Raw genomic sequence first — 14,726 nt, 5'->3', positions numbered from 1 at the left:
GGCAGGCGTTCCCATTGTGCTCAATGAACCGATGAGGCATCGACTGTGGAAATGCGTAGCGACCAGTGATTCAACCAGTGGTGGAGTTCGACGTCATCATCGCAGGGGGCGGCCTTGCAGGGCGGAGTCTGGCCTATTTCCTGAGCAAGGAGGCCGATCTTGCCGGAACGAACATCCTGATCGTGGATCACGCTCCCGCATATCGGCATCGGGAGATCATCTACTGGCACACCGGTGAGCGGCCGTTGTCCCTCGCGCCGGCAGCCACGTACAGGAAACTCGTGGTCGATACAGAGGCCGGTCAGCGCGTCCTGCCACTCGAACGCCACACCTTGTGCCTCACCTCGTCCCAGCGGATCTTCGCAACATTCGACGAAACCATCGACGCCAACCCACACATCACCCGTCTTGACGCTCATGTCGCACTCATCCGGACCGAAGAGGACAAGGTGGTGGTGACGCTTTCCGACGGCCGGCGGTTCGACGCAGCGTACTGTTTCGACAGCACCTCCCCTCCGAAGGGCGTCGATGCGCCATTACTGATGTCAGGCGAGATACGGAGGGTGCGCACGCCGCAGGAGACCTTCGACCCCTCGGCTGCCACCTTCATCGATTTCCGGAACGGCGACCACCACCCGATCCACTTCCACTGCGTCCTTCCCCTCTCGACGCGGGAGGCCTTCGTCGAAGTCACCCGGATCACGCAGGGCCGGGAACGGACGTCGGACTGGTCCTTCGAAGCAGCAACACAGGCGTATCTCCGCAGCATCTGGAAAGTGGCGGACTTCTCCACCGTGGCGGTTCAGCGGGGCACCATTCCGCTGGGCCTCCCGCAGCAGTCCTCCCGCGGCCGCCACGTGTACACCGGAACTGCATCAGGAGCGGTCAAAGCCACCACCGGGTACGGCTTCACCCGCATCCTCCAGCAGTCGGAGCAGATTGCTCGGTCACTCGCCGTGGCCGGCGTACCGACGGTTCCCCGCCCGCCGCTCCGATTCGGCTGGTACGACAAGCCTGTGCTGAACATGTGGAAGCATCACCCCGAATCGGCCGTGCAGTTCATGCAGGCCGCCTTCAGGTCACACGACGCGGATCTCGTCCTTGATTTCCTCGACGAACGCACCACCCCCCTCCAGGAGCGGGAACTGCTCCGTTCCATGCCGGTCCGGATGCTCCTCGATCCCCGACTCTGGCTGTAGCGATCGGCGTGGGGAGATGGCGTGCGGCCAGGAGCACTCCCGCAACTGCCGACCACGTATCTCCGGGCCGTCCGGCCGCAGCCAGGACGGCCTGCCACGGCAAGAAGCGCCATCTGCACCGGCACAGCACCAAGGGACGGATAGAGGAGCGACCATCGCCGCCCATTCACCGGGTGCCGGCCCCACAGGGCATGGAAGGCCTCTGCTGCAGGGAGGCCAGTGCCGACATACCCGACATCCCTTCGATGACCCGGCACTTCGGTGGCCCGGCGCGGACCTTGACGACCGGGATCGGGGCTGCCGCTTCCGACAGCCGATGGTGTCGATGATTGGTGGAGGGGGCCTTTCAGCCCTAGTCCAGCTGCTGCCGCGAGGACAAGGTGGGGATACAACGACCGCCAGGTCCCGTCGCCGGGGCCCGTGGTGCCGCATCCAGCAGCGCGTCTGCTTGCACCGATTCCCCTAGCACCAGACAACGAAAGGACGGCATGCCATGAGCTCACGTTCTATCAGCACCTCGCCCGCACAGGGAACTGCCCGCATGCCGGCAGGTGCGCTCATCATGGTTCTCATCGGCGCCCTACTCGTCACGATCTCGGTCGGTGTGGGAATCGGCGGTGCCGCCGTGGCCGCCCTGGCCGGCCTGCAGCGTGATGGCAACTTCCTCAGCACCTCTACCGAGCGTTTCGAGTACGACACGTACGCGCTGACCTCTGCCCGGCTCGAAAACCTGCGCAGCGCGGAAGTACCCGTGGATCTTCCCGCAGGGATCGCGACGCTGCAGTTGAAGGCGACGGGTATCCCGGCGGGCCAGGCCGTCTTCATCGGTATCGCCCGTCAAGCTGATGTGGACACCTACCTGTCGTCCGTGGCCCATACGGAACTGATCGACGTCCGAATCGACCCGTTCCGCGCAGACTATCGCGAGGTACCGGGATCCGCTGCTCCAGGCCCGCCGGCCGAGCAGACCTTCTGGACGGCGTCGGCCTCCGGAACGGGAACGCAGGAGATCACCGCGGACCTGCGAGCCGGAAGTTGGGCGGTGGTGGTGATGAACGCCGATGGCAGCCCGGGCGGGACGGTGGACCTGCAGGCCGGCTTCCGGTCGAGCCTGTTCGCCCCGATCGGGATGGCCCTGCTCCTCACCGGGGCGCTCTTCCTGGTGGTCGGGGTTCCCCTCGTGCTCGCCGGGGCGGTCGGGCTCGGCAAGGGGTTGGACCCGTCCACGACCAGCATGCGGGAACAGGATCGTAGGCTCGAGAGCAGGCGGCATCGCACCGATTCCGCTGACCCCACGCGGGACGTGCTGCCCTACCCAGCTCAGCTCACGGGCTACCTGCAACCCCGGATGTCGCGGTGGCTGTGGCTAGTGAAATGGTTCCTTGTCATTCCCCATGCCGTGGTGCTCGGCCTGCTGTGGGTAGCCTGCTGGGTATGCACGGTGGCCGCGGGATTCGTCATCCTGTTCACCGGCCGCTACCCGGCACCTCTCTTCACTTTCACGGTGGGCGTCGTCCGCTGGACCTGGCGGGTGCAGTTCTACGCCTCGGCACTCGGAACGGACCGTTACCCTCCCTTCACCCTGGCTCCCGTCAGCGACTATCCGGCCGACTTCCACGTTCCGTACCCTCCACGCCTGCACCGCGGCCTGGTCCTCGTCAAGTGGTGGCTGCTGGCCCTACCGCACCTGCTCATCATCGCGGGCCTGACCGGCGCCTGGTCCTGGACCATAGCCACCGGGACCGGCACCGGGCCGGGTGAAACCATTCGAGCATCCGGGCCGTCGCTGCTGAGCCTGCTGGTCCTCGTTGCAGGATTCGCGCTGCTGTTCGCGGCGCGGTATCCCATGCCGCTGTTCGGTTTCGTGATGGGCATCTACCGCTGGACCTATCGGGTGCTGACCTACGTGTTCCTGCTGCGCGACGAGTACCCGCCGTTCCGACTGGACCAGGGACCGGACGAGCCAGCGCCCTGGACGCCGGACACGGAGGAAGAAGGGACAACGGACGCCAGACCGCCCGCACCGACCGGCCACGGTTACTAGCGTGGACCCGCGAGCTCACCGGACTGCCGCCGACGGGGCTTACGGCTCTGGAGCGGTGTCCGCCAGGCCGGTTGAGCTGGGCCGGCAGGTCGTCTACCCGTCCTGAGTGAGGAGGAAGGACCGGAATGAGCGTGGGTACGAAGAACACTGTGCGGGTCGTGCCGCGAGAAGAGCGAGCGTTCGTGCAAGGAGGCCGTCGATGAAGCACGAGAACTGGCACGCCGAACATCTCCAGAACCTGACGATCGGGCAGCGGGCTGCGGACCTCGTGCGCAACGGGATGGGTAGCTGGCCATTCATCGCCGTCTTCATCTCACTGATGGTGCTGTGGGCGCTGATCAACACGATCGTCCTGCACGATGACTCGTGGGACCCGTACCCCTACATCCTGCTCAACCTGGTCCTGTCCATGCTCGCGGGGCTCCAAGGAGCAATTCTGCTCATCGCCGCGAAACGGCAGGACGCAATCAACGCAGCCATGGCACGACACGACTTCGAGACCGACACCGCAGCGAAACAGGAGATCGACCTGCTGATCCAGCTCAGCCAGCAGCACCTCGCCATCATCCTCGACGTGCAAGCACTCCTCCAGGACATCCGCGCCACCTCCGAAGCACCGTCGCGCGGGGCGGACAGGCCGGGACACGTCCGATGCCGCGAGCGCACGGGGTACCTCGACAGAATCAGCAGGGGCACCGCGAGTGGCCGCGGAGTGAGTGGCCGGGACGTTTCCACCTCCCCGCCGCGTGACCGCGACCAGCCCAGCTCGTGACTTAAGACCCATGTCCTGCAGACCCGTAGCTGGGAAGGTTGCTTCATGATTCCTTTGATCCATCAGCCGGGCGACGTCAGGGCGATGACCCGCGAGTTGCCCGTGCTGGCGCGGGACATCGGCGGGGCAGTGATCGACAGCGCCGTGCTGTACAAGGTAGGCCTCAGCATTCTCGTGGTCACCGCGATCAGGAGAATCATCCGAATGATCAGCCGATCATCGTCACACCCTCACTGACGCAGGAAGGCCCTCCCATGTCACTCACCGACTCGCACCACCTCCTGGATGTCTCCCTCCTGCTGCGTGGCACGGAGGGCACCGCAACCCTGGGCCACAGCACTCCTGTGAGCGTCGAGATCCGTGCGGCCCGGCGGGTACGGGTCACGGCTGTGCAGTTCACGCTCGTACACTCGCTGAGCCTCACGCAGACCCACGGGAACCTGTATGGCGGCACCTTCCGTGCGGCCGAGCGCACTTCGCGGGACATCGGAAGCGCCCAGGTGGGGACCGATACCACCTTGCGTGAAGGAGAGTCCTGCTACGAGACGAGTCAGCTGATGGTGCCCGCCGATGCAATACCCACGATTCATGGGAAGCTCATCGTCTCCACCTGGTCCGTGCGTGTGCGGGTGTCCATCGAGGGACATGAGGACGTCGTACGCCACCACCCGCTGACCGTCCACCGCGGTGGTACTGCCGGTGATATCGCAGGCGGTGCCGGGTCGAAGGCTGACGCGGACCGAGGTGAGCACTTCGAGCAGTCTCTGCAACTGGCGCAGCTATCGACGCACTCGCTGTATCCGGGGGTGGAGCTCTCCGGCGTCGCACGGGTGAGCGAAGCCAGGGCACGCGCCCTGACCCTCAGCGTCGTCATGCAGGAGGAAGTGATGTTCTGGGCCGGTCAACGCCCGCAGCAGGAGCGCTACGCCGGGGAATTCCTCGTCGAGGACACGGTGGTGAGTGAGGTTCGCATACCCCTGACCGCATCCAGCGATCCGGACATACCCTTCACTCTCGCTGTGCCCGCTGTTCCTGCCCCGACGGTGAAGTCGCCCCTCCTGGAGGTTCGCTGGTTTCTCCGGGCCGCACTCGATGTACCGCTCCGCCGCGACCCGGAAGCGGTCGTGCCCCTGGTTGCGAGCACGCTGGCTACCTCAACGGCGTGAGCCTGTGATGGGCCGGAAACGGACGTACCCGGTCCCGCGTGGCCCACGGTCAGGCGATGCCCGTGGTTCCCAGGAGAGTTCCCACCAGGAAGGTGAAAGCCATTGCGAGCGCCCCGCCGATCACGAGCCGCGCCGTCGCCCGTCGTCGTGAGCTACCACCGACGTGGGCACTGATGGTTCCGGTGATGGCCAACGCGATGAGGACCGCCACGAAGGTGAGAGGGATACGGAGGTCTGCCGGCAGCAGGAGGATCGCCAGTAATGGCAGGACGGCGCCGGCCGCGAAGGACGCCGCCGACGCGAACGCCGCGTGCCACGGGTTCACCACCTCGAGTTCGTCGATGTTCAGTTCCGCCGACAGGTGAGCGGCAAGGGCGTCGTGTCCTGTCAGTTCGGCCGCGACCCGGCGGGCCGTCTCCGGAGCGAGGCCCTTCTGCTCGTACAACCCGGCGAGCTCGATCAGTTCCCCCTCGGGGTCATCGCGCAGTTCCTGGCGCTCCTTCTCGATCAGTGCCTCCTGGCTGTCCTTCTGGCTGCTGACCGACACGTACTCACCGAGCGCCATGGACACAGAACCACCGACCACGGCGGCCGTGCCCGCAACCAGGATGGGCGCCAGGGCGTTCGTCACCCCGGCGACGCCCACCACCGTGGCAGCGGTCGAGACGATTCCATCGTTGGCGCCGAGCACGGCTGCACGCAACCAGTTCAAACGTGCCGTGACGCTGCCGTCATGCGGCTCGGCGTCGTGGCCTGAGATATGCGTCATGACAGCAGTAAAGCACTCCCTGTCCGGGCGGGGGCGACTGGCGGCCGGATCCCACGCGAGCGCCGCCGTACCGGCACGTCACCGGACGACGACGACGTTGCCCCGGGCATGGTGCAGGACGGCGTGGACGGTGGAACCGAGCCGAGCACCCAGGGTGTTGCTGCCCTTGGCTCCGAGGACGACGCAGGCGGCTTCCTGCGCACGCTGCACGATCATGCCAGGAACAGAGGGGGCGACGACGAGGTCCTGGCTCACCTCGATGCCGGTGCGCTCGCTGAGCAGGGCGGAAGCCCGTTCCAGGACCGGTTCACCCTCCCCGAGGAGGGGGTCGGGCAGCGGATGCCTGCGATAGGCGCGAACGTGCAGGAGCTGGAGGGATGTGTGCAGGGTGAGGGCGAGATCGGCCGCCACGGCTACCGCCCTCTCACTCTCAGGTGAGCCGTCGATCGCAACCACCACGGTGTCGTGGTCAGGGTTCTCTTCACGTACCACCATGATCGGACAGGAGGCACTGGACGCGAGGTGGAGGCTCACCGATCCGACCAGCAGCCCCGCGAAGCCACCGAGCCCGCGTGTTCCTGTGACCAGGAGAGAGGCTTCTGCCGAGAGCTTGGTGAGCACCTCAGCAGGGAATCCCACGATCAGGCGCTTACTCACGTCCAGGTCGGGCTCCGCCTGCGCGGCCAGATCCTGGCCTTCAGCGGCGAGCTTCTGGGCCTCCCGGCGGAGGCCGCTGTCCTGGATGCCCGTGACGGGCCCCAGGTCCTGTGTGAAGAACGGCCACACCCAGCAGTGCACGACGACGAGCGGCAGCTCGGCTGCCGCGGCATAGCGGGCAGCCCACAGAACCGCCTGCTTCGAGCCGTCCGAGCCGTCGTACCCGACGAACACCGGCTTGCGCTGGGCTGGACCCGCAGTGGCTGCCGAACCCTCGGTGCCGGCGGTCATGCCGAAACGGTGACGGGCTGCGTGGCGGAGCGCTCGCCCTCGGGCAGCTGGAGGGTCCCGTGCGCGATGAGCACCGGGCATGCCGAGCGTTCGGCGACGGCGGAACTGACGGAGCCGAGCAGCAGACCCACGAAGCCGCCGTGCCCCCGGGAACCGACGACGACCGTCGACGCCTCCCGGCTCTCGTCGATGAGCACCTGGGCCGCCGGACCCTGCAGCACCCTGCGTTCGACCGGGCATGGCGGCGCGTCCTGGAATGCCGCCGACAGGGCGGAATCCAGGCCGGACTCGGCGAGTTCGTCGGGGTTCCAGTCGAGGGGTGCGAAGGTGCCGAACCCGACGGGGTACTGCCATACGGCGACCGCCCTGATGACGTCGCCGGCAAGGGGAACGAGATGGCCGGCCAGTTCGAGCGCGGCGATCGATGGCTCCGAGCCGTCGACACCGACGACGATGACGCGGGGTTTGCGAGGCGAAGAGGTGGTGTCCATGATGATGTCCTGCTCCTGGGTCCGGTGAACTCGTGCGTTCTCATCGTCGCCTCGGCCCTGAAGCACGGGTAGGGCCGAAAGGCCCGCGCGGACTTCAGGGCCGTTCGGCCCTGACGGAGCGGCCCGTCGGCAGGTGATGATGGTGCTGATACAGGATGTCTTCGGCCGGTTCGAGTCCGGCCTTTCGGAGGAGTCGGAGATGGACAACGCCCAAGGCGACATGCAGGAACAGATGATCACGGTGTTTCTCCTGGACGATCACGAGCTGGTCCGACGCGGGTTGCGGGAGTTGCTCGAGGGCGAGGGATTTTCCGTGATAGGGGAATCGGGATCTGCAGAGGAGGCCACCCGTAGGATCCCGGCCCTGTCGCCGGACGTCGCGATCCTCGACGCCAGGCTGCCGGACGGCACGGGGATCGAGGTGTGTCGGGATGTGCGCTCGATCGATCCTTCGCTGCTGTGCGTGATCCTGACCAGCTATGACGATGATCAGGCAGTGCGAGGTGCCGTACTGGCGGGAGCGTCCGGGTACATCCTGAAGGAGATCCTCGGGTCGGACCTGATCGACAAGGTTCGCCGTGCAGCGTCGGGAGAATCCCTGTTCGACGCCGGAGTGAAGGAACGGATCATCGCCGGGCTTCGTGATGCTCCGGCCGAGGATCCACGATTGGCAGGCCTGACGAGCCAGGAGAAGAAGGTCCTGGCACTCATCGGTGCTGGACTGACCAACCGGGAGATCGGCACCGAGCTGTTCCTGGCGGAGAAGACGGTGAAGAACTATGTGTCATCGCTGCTGTCGAAACTGGGCTTCCAGCGCCGCACACAGGCCGCGGTCTTCATCTCGAGACCGGTGGGCTCGTCACCTCGTTAGCAGCCAAGGGGATCTCGAGGCGGACGTCGGTCCCTCCGCCCGATGTGCTGGTGATGGACAGTGAGCCGTCGCACAGTTCCGCGCGGCGCTTCATGTTGGCCAGTCCGCTGCTGCGGCTGGGGTTCTCGAAGCCGCGGCCGTCGTCGGTGATCCTCAGCTCCAGGTGTTCCCCCCGTGCACGCAGTGTCACGGTGATCGCTTGCGCATCGGCGTGACGCAGCGCATTGGACAGCCCCTCGAGCAGCACGGCCCGCACGTGCTCGGCCCGCTCGTCATCCACAGCGTCCAGGGGGCCGGAGAGCTGGAGGACAGGGTCGAGGTCGTGTCCGTCGAAGGCATCGGCAACGAGGGAGAAGACCGTCGAGGTGAAGGTCGGGGTGACCTGCGGAACCGAGCGCAGGGAGTAGATGGTGTCGCGCAGCTCCCTGATGGTCGCGTCCAGCTCCGTCGTCACCGCAGAGATCCGATTCAACGCCTCAGCATCCGGGGTGTACTTGCGCAGGCTCTGGATGCTGAGTCCGGCGGCGAAGAGCCGCTGGATGACCAGGTCGTGCAGATCCCGTGCGATCCTGTCGCGATCGCCGAAGACTGCTTCCTGTTCCCGCTGGCGGTGGATACGCAGCAGTTCCAGGGCCAGGGACACATGGGAGGCGAAGGTGCGCATCATCTCGTGGTCGACATCGATGAACGGGGCGGCGCCCGGTGCGCGGCTGATGACGAGGAAACGCCTGTCGCCCTCGCCGGGGAGCCTGCAGCACAGCGCTGTCCCGATCGTGCCTGTCGGGGCGCCGGGAAGCACCTCCGCGATCTCGTCAGCGCCCAGTAGGACCGGTGACAGGGTGGTCGGCAGCTTGTTCACCAGCCCGATGTCATGGCTTCGTCGCCCGAGGAAGGCTTCGATCTCCACGCCGTCCACCGCTTCACACATCAATTCCCCCTGGTTGCCGAATTCCCTGAGGACGGCGGCCAGGATACTGTGCGAGGCGTTGAGCGCATGGGTGGTGAGGATCTCCAGATCGTTGCGGGCTCCATCGTGCTCGCGCAGCAGTTCCCTCACCGCGTTGAGCCCGCCTTCCAGCCACCGAGTCCGCCGGCTCGCTTCATCGAAGAGGCGCGAGTTCTCGATCGCGACGCCCGCCGCGGAGGCGAGCGAGACGACGAGCTGTTCGTCCGCGTCGGAGAAGTCCACCCCTCCGTTCTTCTCCGTCAGGTACAGGTTGCCGAAGATCCGATCATGGATGCGGAGTGGGACCCCCAGGAAGGACGTCATCTGGGGGTGTTCGGCGGGAAAGCCGTAGGCGAGGGGATGCTCACGCAGGTCCGAAAGACGCAGGGGGTGCGGCTCGGTGATCAGCAGCCCCAGGACGCCGTGCCCTGTCGGTAGCGGACCGATGCGCCGAATCTCCTCATCCGTGAGACCGACGGTGATGAAGTGGCTGAGCGTACGGTCGGGGCCGATGACGCCCAGGGCACCGAAGCGAGCGTCGACGAGGTGGCACGCAGCGGCAGTGACCCGCTCCAGCACGGTGTCGAGTCCCAGATCATCCGCTATGGCAGCGAAGGCAGCCAGGAGGTTCTCCGCGCCGGCGAGCGCCACCGGTTGCGCCGATGCGCCCGTCGGCTGTTCATCTCGATAAGTGGTCATCTCCGCACTCCGTCCTGCCACGTGCTGCCCCGCCCCCACGGGAGTCACGCTTCGTCGATTGATGACGAGACCTGATCGGTAACGGCAACAGGGTCAGAGGGCCCTAGTCGGCGCGCCGGTCGCTTCGTACTGTCGACCTATGGAAGCCGAGACTACACCCACCAAAATCCTCGCAGCACATGAATGCTGGGCATTGCTCCGGGAGGCTCCCTTCGGGCGCCTGGCCTTGTGCGTGCAGGGAAGTCCGGAGATCTTCCCCGTGAACTTCGCCGTCGATCACGGCTCGATCGTGTTCCGGACCTCCGAAGGGACGAAATCGCGTTTCTCCGAACGGGCTGCAGTCGCGTTCGAGACCGACGGCCTCCTCGATGACGGCGCCCTCGTATGGAGCGTCGTCGTCAAGGGCCACGCGGCGACCATCAATCAGACACCCGAGTTGTTGGCGACGGTGCAGCTGCCCTTGCACCCGTGGGAGATGGGCCGGAAGGACCGGTTCATGCGCCTGGTCCCGGAGACGATCAGCGGACGGGCGTTTCCGCCTGTCCCTGCGGAGTCGCGCCGACACGCAGCTCCGGCTCACGACGAGTGACGACGAGGGTCGGACACGGCGGCTCCAGCAAGAGCGTGTGGGTCACCGACCCCAGGGACATCGCTGATCGTGCGCCGGATCCGTGACGGCCGATCACCAGCAGGTCCGAACCTCCGCCGTACAGCGCGAGGGCCTGTGCAGGAGTACGCATGTCATCGACGATCCAGTTCACCGACAGGAGCGGGTAACGCTCCCGCACCTCCACGAGCATCGTCGAGGCACCGACGGCCATGCGTTCCGGGGACGAGCCCAGCGCGGTCACCACGGTCAGGGTCGTGGCCAGCAGATGGGCCTCTTCAGCCGCTCGCATGAGCGCGTCATGGGACACCTCGGAGCCGTCCACACCCACGGCCACTCCTCCCGTGTTCTCGCCGGCCCCCGGCAGATGGGCCTGCCCCGGTGGCACGACGACAACCGGCGTGCTCGAGTTCAGCGCTACCTGCACCGCCACGGAGCCCTTGAACTCACCGCTTACGGGATCCTTCCGGTCCGTGCCGACGACGATCATCGGCGCGGACGCGGAGAGGCCCAGCAGTGCCTCGACGACATCTCCGCAGTGCAGATACGTGCCGACCCGCAGGCCAGGGTAGCGGCGGGTGACCCTCTCCGCTTCCCGGGTGGCCAGCGACCGGCCGGCGATCACCACATCCCCGTAGGAGGTCCCGGGAGGCATCAGGGAGGGGTCGGCGATAGCGTGCAGCAGTGTCAGCGGGGCGTTGAGCGAGGCTGCCCGGTGGGCGGCCCAGTCCACGGCAGACCGGTCCGTCACGGGATCGCGCATCGCGACGAGCATCGGTTCCGTCTGGTGGATCGCGGGGGCCTCTGCCCTCGCCTCGGGTAGGAGCGTCGTCATGAGCGGTCCTCACCGTCCTGGTGGTCGGTGGGGACGATGACGGCCCGTCCCCTGATGGTCCCGGCCTCAAGCCGCTCGTAGGCGCGGGGTGCATCCTCGAGACTGAAGCGTTCGACCTCGACGTCGATCCTGCCTGAGCGCGCCAACTCCAGGACCTCCATGAGCTCCGATCGGGACCCCCAGTACGGCGCCCTGGCCGATGATTCCCAGGGCGTGGAGAAGAATCCGACGTTCACGGTTCCCGGGCCGACGCCGACGATGGCGATCTCACCACCGACAGCGACCAGACGGGCAGCGAGGTCCGTCGTGGCCTGGATGCCCACGAAGTCGAAGACGGCTGTGGCGCCCCGCCCCCCGGACAGGGCTCGGATCTCCTCCGCGACCGTGGACATCGCATCGTCTCCCCCGCCGGTGATGAACCCGAACTGGGCTCCGACCGCCCGTGCCAACTCGACCTTGTCCTCAGCCGTATCGAGGGCGATCACGAGGGCCGGCGTGATCGCACGGAGGATCTGGACAGCAACATGCCCGAGGCCGCCGACCCCGATGACGACCGCCACCGATCCGGGGACCAGCTGCGGCAGGCTTCGCTTGATCGCGTGGTACGGAGTCAGCCCCGCGTCGGTGAGCGGGACGCTCGCCACCGGATCGAGATCCCCCAGCGGGACGAGGTGCCGCGCATCATCGATCAGCAGGTACTCGGCCATCGCCCCCGGTGCCCCGAGGCCCGGTGGACGGATCCCCTCGGCGGCGGCGTTCTCGCAGTAGTTCTCCTCCCCGCGGGAGCACCGATAGCAGCGCCCGCAACCCCACGGGCCGTACACGAGGACCGACTCGCCCACACCGACCCCCTTCACTCCCTCACCCAGGGCAGCGACGATGCCGGCGCCTTCGTGTCCGAGCGTCAGCGGAAGCCCGTAGACGTACTGGTCCTCGGGAAGGCCCATGATGAACTCATCCGAATGGCAGACCCCTGCCGCGGTCACGCGCAGCAACACCTCCCCCGGGCCCGGGACAGGAGTAGGAACGTCGACGACCTCCGGGGCCGAGCCGATGGTCCTGTACTGGAGAGCTCTCACAAGTGTCCTTCCTTGATGCGATCAGAACCGGCACGCCGCACCACGGAGCGCTGCGGAGTATCCCGGGGTTGTCGGGAACGGAGACGTCGGGATGCGGGCAGACTGCGTGAGGAGCACGCCGTTCCACCGCATCCCCATCACGTCTCCACCATCACAGAGTCGCCGACGGCTGATCAGGGCCTTTCGGCCCTGATGTGGGTGCGGAACTCTTCGTAACGTCGACACCAAGCACCCGCTCCGGGATCACCGGTGCTCGGGCCCCGACGAAGGACGGCATCATGACGACTCCCCCGAGCCAGGACAGCTACTGGGAGACCCCCGGCGCACTGCATGCGTCGGAGGCACTCACACCTTCGCAGTGCTGGGCGCTGGCGACCACACAATCGATGGGGCGGCTCGGCTTCTTCCGCGAGGGACTGCTGGAGATCTTTCCGGTCAACTACTTCGTTCTCGACGAGCACGTGTACTTCCGGACCAGGGCCGACGGCATCATCGCGACCAGCTACCTCGAGCACGCAGCATTCCAGACCGACTTCGCGGACACCGCCACGCAGAGCGGTTGGACCATTTTGGCCAATGGGCCGGCGACCCGCGTCGAGGACCCCGATCTCCTTACCACACTGTGGGGAAAAGTCGCCGAGGAGCCGTGGGCCCCCGGCCTACGGGACCTGTTCTTCGCCCTGAAGCCCACCCGCCTGCGCGGGCGCCGATTCCACACCACGCACTGATCGCTGATCGGTGCGCAGACGAACCAACCGCTGTAGCTCGGATACGAGCACCCGCACCAGGAGGATCCAATGGTCGGGCCCCAGCCCCTGATCGATGCCGGTAGGACCGTTCTCGACCGGAGAGCCATCCGGGAGCGCGCCGCTCAGGCCCGGATCCCGCGTGTCCTCGCGCCGGTCTGCCTGACGTGCGGCTCGGACGACGCACTCGTCTATTCCGAGTACTCCGAACCGGTGGTCCTACCCAATGGCCACCTCAAACCGGCACGTATCCGCTACTGCTGCGCCCGCTGCGGACGCAGCAGGGACCACACCGTTCCGGCCGGATGGCGCCCGCCCGGCTGGTTCTGGTGCACCTGATACCCCCTGAAGGGAAGCCCCACGCATGCGCCTTACTGTCACTCAGAGCGGCGGTCTCGCGGGTCTGACCCGCCGATGGTCCTTGGACCTACCGGAGTCCCGCTGTGATCACTGGGAAGCAGCACTACGTCGCGCCCGGCACGACGAGCACAGCCGGGACGAGCACAGCCGGCCGGACGAACGGATCTACGACATCGCCCTGGGAGATCTCCGGGCACGCGTGCGTGAATGCGACGTGCGGCAAGGAGACCTCGCCGACCTCCTGCACGAGCTACAGCACAGCATGCGCGGAGGCCCGGTCGCAGCCTCGGACCCTTCACCCGCAGACACCGCGTGAACCGTCCGGTGAGCGGTCGACCTGTCGTGGCCGATGGATCTGCTCGGCTCGATCTACTCGACGAGTGGAGGTATGACGCGCACGCGCGCCCTGACGAACGGCGCCAGGGTCGAGAGCATCGTGGCATCGATCGAGCCGGCGTGCAGTTCCGCCCGAAGCGAGTCCGATACCTGTGCTCCGCTGAGATCCAGGACGACGTTCACATCCGGTGACAGGGCGGCAGCCCGGCGCACCACCGGCACGACGCCATGAAGGTTCGCCTGCGACAGCCGACCGTGGACGACGACACGAACCCTGTTCAGATCCGTGTCGGCGCTGACGAGGACGTCCAGCTTCCGGCCCGAGGCCGACGGATGCCTCGCCATGGCGCGCTGGCGGGGCGTCATGTCCCACTCCGCGTCCAGCCGGGTCATTCCTGCGTCGTTCCGCGCGTTCGGCGCTGTCGCCACGGATGCCTTCGATCGAAGCTTCACCGGTCCAGTGCCTCCGCGTACTCGTCCGATGGGACGACGTCGAAGTCGGTGGCAGGAAGGCCGTCCAGTGCTTCTGCTCGACGGCGGGCTTTGAGGAACACCAGTTCTTCCTCCGAGAACCAGTACTCTCCATGCTGGTCGACGCGCAATGCCTCTCCGGTTGTCGCCTCCACCCGGTTGACCAGCGTGCGGGGCAGTACGATGCTGCCGGGGTTAGCGAGGATCCATTGCTGCACCGTCCGGTCGATCTTTGTCCAGATCGTGCTGATAGCGGTCATGACGGATACCTCCAGGATCGGTGGCCGCCGACGAGCTGATCACGGCGGCATATTTTCGCTTGCCGCCCCATCGAACCCGAGTCGGCCATCACCTACTAGGGCCTAAAGTCCCGTCAGTCATCGCCCT

At 66.6% G+C, this 14,726-nt stretch carries 18 protein-coding genes; 10 read left to right on the top strand and 8 right to left on the bottom strand.

From position 1 onward, the window contains the following. The first annotated feature begins 65 nt into the window (after positions 1 to 65). The 5 genes from AC1MFI_RS13365 to AC1MFI_RS13345 all read left to right on the top strand — a co-directional run bounded on the left by AC1MFI_RS13365 (position 66) and on the right by AC1MFI_RS13345 (position 5,181). Positions 66 to 1,199: a lycopene cyclase family protein gene (locus AC1MFI_RS13365; RefSeq protein ID WP_479817479.1), complete on the top strand. Its 1,134-nt coding sequence runs from the start codon at positions 66 to 68 to the stop codon at positions 1,197 to 1,199. Between the two features lie 493 nt (positions 1,200 to 1,692). Beyond that, on the top strand, positions 1,693 to 3,243 hold the full coding sequence (locus tag AC1MFI_RS13360; RefSeq protein ID WP_479817478.1) for a DUF4389 domain-containing protein: 1,551 nt from the start codon (positions 1,693 to 1,695) through the stop codon (positions 3,241 to 3,243). Positions 3,244 to 3,442: 199 nt separating this feature from the next. Continuing rightward, complete coding sequence (locus AC1MFI_RS13355) at positions 3,443 to 4,015, top strand: DUF1003 domain-containing protein (RefSeq protein ID WP_479817477.1); 573 nt, start codon at positions 3,443 to 3,445, stop codon at positions 4,013 to 4,015. 45 nt (positions 4,016 to 4,060) lie between these two features. Next, positions 4,061 to 4,252, top strand: a complete 192-nt coding sequence (locus tag AC1MFI_RS13350) for a hypothetical protein (RefSeq protein WP_479817476.1) — start codon at positions 4,061 to 4,063, stop codon at positions 4,250 to 4,252. Positions 4,253 to 4,269: 17 nt separating this feature from the next. Then, on the top strand, positions 4,270 to 5,181 hold the full coding sequence (locus tag AC1MFI_RS13345; protein ID WP_479817475.1) for a hypothetical protein: 912 nt from the start codon (positions 4,270 to 4,272) through the stop codon (positions 5,179 to 5,181). A gap of 49 nt (positions 5,182 to 5,230) precedes the next feature. Here the strand turns inward: AC1MFI_RS13345 and AC1MFI_RS13340 are convergent, their stop codons facing one another. The 3 genes from AC1MFI_RS13340 to AC1MFI_RS13330 form a co-directional block, all read right to left on the bottom strand. Continuing rightward, complete coding sequence (locus AC1MFI_RS13340; RefSeq protein WP_479817474.1) at positions 5,231 to 5,950, bottom strand: VIT1/CCC1 transporter family protein; 720 nt, start codon at positions 5,948 to 5,950, stop codon at positions 5,231 to 5,233. A 78-nt stretch (positions 5,951 to 6,028) separates the two neighbouring features. Further along, positions 6,029 to 6,898, bottom strand: coding sequence for a universal stress protein (locus tag AC1MFI_RS13335; protein ID WP_479817473.1), 870 nt, complete (start codon positions 6,896 to 6,898; stop codon positions 6,029 to 6,031). Continuing rightward, a complete protein-coding gene (locus AC1MFI_RS13330; protein ID WP_479817472.1) occupies positions 6,895 to 7,389 on the bottom strand; it encodes a universal stress protein in 495 nt (164 codons plus the stop codon). The genes AC1MFI_RS13335 and AC1MFI_RS13330 overlap by 4 nt, the downstream gene beginning before the upstream one ends. A 199-nt stretch (positions 7,390 to 7,588) precedes the next feature. On the opposite strand from AC1MFI_RS13330, the gene AC1MFI_RS13325 reads away from it, so the two are divergent. Further along, positions 7,589 to 8,260: a response regulator gene (locus AC1MFI_RS13325; RefSeq protein WP_479817471.1), complete on the top strand. Its 672-nt coding sequence runs from the start codon at positions 7,589 to 7,591 to the stop codon at positions 8,258 to 8,260. Here the strand turns inward: AC1MFI_RS13325 and AC1MFI_RS13320 are convergent. Further along, positions 8,226 to 9,905 (bottom strand): GAF domain-containing sensor histidine kinase, encoded by a 1,680-nt coding sequence (locus AC1MFI_RS13320; protein WP_479817470.1) that lies wholly within the window; start codon positions 9,903 to 9,905, stop codon positions 8,226 to 8,228. The genes AC1MFI_RS13325 and AC1MFI_RS13320 overlap by 35 nt on opposite strands. A gap of 139 nt (positions 9,906 to 10,044) precedes the next feature. On the opposite strand from AC1MFI_RS13320, the gene AC1MFI_RS13315 reads away from it, so the two are divergent. Beyond that, complete coding sequence (locus tag AC1MFI_RS13315) at positions 10,045 to 10,494, top strand: pyridoxamine 5'-phosphate oxidase family protein (protein ID WP_479817469.1); 450 nt, start codon at positions 10,045 to 10,047, stop codon at positions 10,492 to 10,494. On the opposite strand, the gene AC1MFI_RS13310 is transcribed toward AC1MFI_RS13315, so the two are convergent. Both AC1MFI_RS13310 and AC1MFI_RS13305 read right to left on the bottom strand, forming a co-directional pair. Next, positions 10,424 to 11,347: a universal stress protein gene (locus AC1MFI_RS13310; protein WP_479817468.1), complete on the bottom strand. Its 924-nt coding sequence runs from the start codon at positions 11,345 to 11,347 to the stop codon at positions 10,424 to 10,426. The two genes, AC1MFI_RS13315 and AC1MFI_RS13310, sit on opposite strands and share 71 nt — an antisense overlap. Then, on the bottom strand, positions 11,344 to 12,426 hold the full coding sequence (locus tag AC1MFI_RS13305) for an NAD(P)-dependent alcohol dehydrogenase (RefSeq protein WP_479817467.1): 1,083 nt from the start codon (positions 12,424 to 12,426) through the stop codon (positions 11,344 to 11,346). Before AC1MFI_RS13305 ends, AC1MFI_RS13310 begins: the two co-directional genes overlap by 4 nt. A 278-nt stretch (positions 12,427 to 12,704) precedes the next feature. Here AC1MFI_RS13305 and AC1MFI_RS13300 point away from each other — a divergent pair, with 278 nt between their 5' ends. The 3 genes from AC1MFI_RS13300 to AC1MFI_RS13290 all read left to right on the top strand — a co-directional run bounded on the left by AC1MFI_RS13300 (position 12,705) and on the right by AC1MFI_RS13290 (position 13,848). Then, on the top strand, positions 12,705 to 13,154 hold the full coding sequence (locus tag AC1MFI_RS13300) for a pyridoxamine 5'-phosphate oxidase family protein (protein WP_479817466.1): 450 nt from the start codon (positions 12,705 to 12,707) through the stop codon (positions 13,152 to 13,154). A gap of 69 nt (positions 13,155 to 13,223) precedes the next feature. Further along, a complete protein-coding gene (locus AC1MFI_RS13295; RefSeq protein WP_479817465.1) occupies positions 13,224 to 13,511 on the top strand; it encodes a hypothetical protein in 288 nt (95 codons plus the stop codon). 25 nt (positions 13,512 to 13,536) lie between these two features. After that, positions 13,537 to 13,848 (top strand): protealysin inhibitor emfourin, encoded by a 312-nt coding sequence (locus AC1MFI_RS13290; protein WP_479817463.1) that lies wholly within the window; start codon positions 13,537 to 13,539, stop codon positions 13,846 to 13,848. A gap of 53 nt (positions 13,849 to 13,901) precedes the next feature. On the opposite strand, the gene AC1MFI_RS13285 is transcribed toward AC1MFI_RS13290, so the two are convergent. Together AC1MFI_RS13285 and AC1MFI_RS13280 are read right to left on the bottom strand one after the other, a co-directional pair. Then, positions 13,902 to 14,297, bottom strand: coding sequence for a hypothetical protein (locus AC1MFI_RS13285; protein ID WP_479817461.1), 396 nt, complete (start codon positions 14,295 to 14,297; stop codon positions 13,902 to 13,904). Between the two features lie 20 nt (positions 14,298 to 14,317). Next, a complete protein-coding gene (locus tag AC1MFI_RS13280; RefSeq protein WP_479817460.1) occupies positions 14,318 to 14,599 on the bottom strand; it encodes a hypothetical protein in 282 nt (93 codons plus the stop codon). Between the last annotated feature and the right edge of the window lie 127 nt (positions 14,600 to 14,726).

Source organism: Arthrobacter sp. BC5, assembly GCF_056680255.1.
The sequence above is the reverse complement of the archived record's forward strand: the minus strand, read 5'-3'. Positions and strand labels throughout refer to the sequence as shown.

Bases quoted from the DNA above. Each gene is read 5' to 3' on its own strand.
- AC1MFI_RS13340 (WP_479817474.1), bottom strand. From the start codon at position 5,950: ATGACGCATATCTCAGGCCACGACGCCGAGCCGCATGACGGCAGCGTC.
- AC1MFI_RS13335 (WP_479817473.1), bottom strand. From the start codon at position 6,898: ATGACCGCCGGCACCGAGGGTTCGGCAGCCACTGCGGGTCCAGCCCAG.
- AC1MFI_RS13320 (WP_479817470.1), bottom strand. From the start codon at position 9,905: ATGACCACTTATCGAGATGAACAGCCGACGGGCGCATCGGCGCAACCG.
- AC1MFI_RS13345 (WP_479817475.1), top strand. From the start codon at position 4,270: ATGTCACTCACCGACTCGCACCACCTCCTGGATGTCTCCCTCCTGCTG.
- AC1MFI_RS13360 (WP_479817478.1), top strand. From the start codon at position 1,693: ATGAGCTCACGTTCTATCAGCACCTCGCCCGCACAGGGAACTGCCCGC.
- AC1MFI_RS13355 (WP_479817477.1), top strand. From the start codon at position 3,443: ATGAAGCACGAGAACTGGCACGCCGAACATCTCCAGAACCTGACGATC.
- AC1MFI_RS13280 (WP_479817460.1), bottom strand. From the start codon at position 14,599: ATGACCGCTATCAGCACGATCTGGACAAAGATCGACCGGACGGTGCAG.
- AC1MFI_RS13295 (WP_479817465.1), top strand. From the start codon at position 13,224: ATGGTCGGGCCCCAGCCCCTGATCGATGCCGGTAGGACCGTTCTCGAC.
- AC1MFI_RS13310 (WP_479817468.1), bottom strand. From the start codon at position 11,347: ATGACGACGCTCCTACCCGAGGCGAGGGCAGAGGCCCCCGCGATCCAC.
- AC1MFI_RS13325 (WP_479817471.1), top strand. From the start codon at position 7,589: ATGGACAACGCCCAAGGCGACATGCAGGAACAGATGATCACGGTGTTT.
- AC1MFI_RS13315 (WP_479817469.1), top strand. From the start codon at position 10,045: ATGGAAGCCGAGACTACACCCACCAAAATCCTCGCAGCACATGAATGC.
- AC1MFI_RS13290 (WP_479817463.1), top strand. From the start codon at position 13,537: ATGCGCCTTACTGTCACTCAGAGCGGCGGTCTCGCGGGTCTGACCCGC.
- AC1MFI_RS13300 (WP_479817466.1), top strand. From the start codon at position 12,705: ATGACGACTCCCCCGAGCCAGGACAGCTACTGGGAGACCCCCGGCGCA.
- AC1MFI_RS13350 (WP_479817476.1), top strand. From the start codon at position 4,061: ATGATTCCTTTGATCCATCAGCCGGGCGACGTCAGGGCGATGACCCGC.
- AC1MFI_RS13330 (WP_479817472.1), bottom strand. From the start codon at position 7,389: ATGGACACCACCTCTTCGCCTCGCAAACCCCGCGTCATCGTCGTCGGT.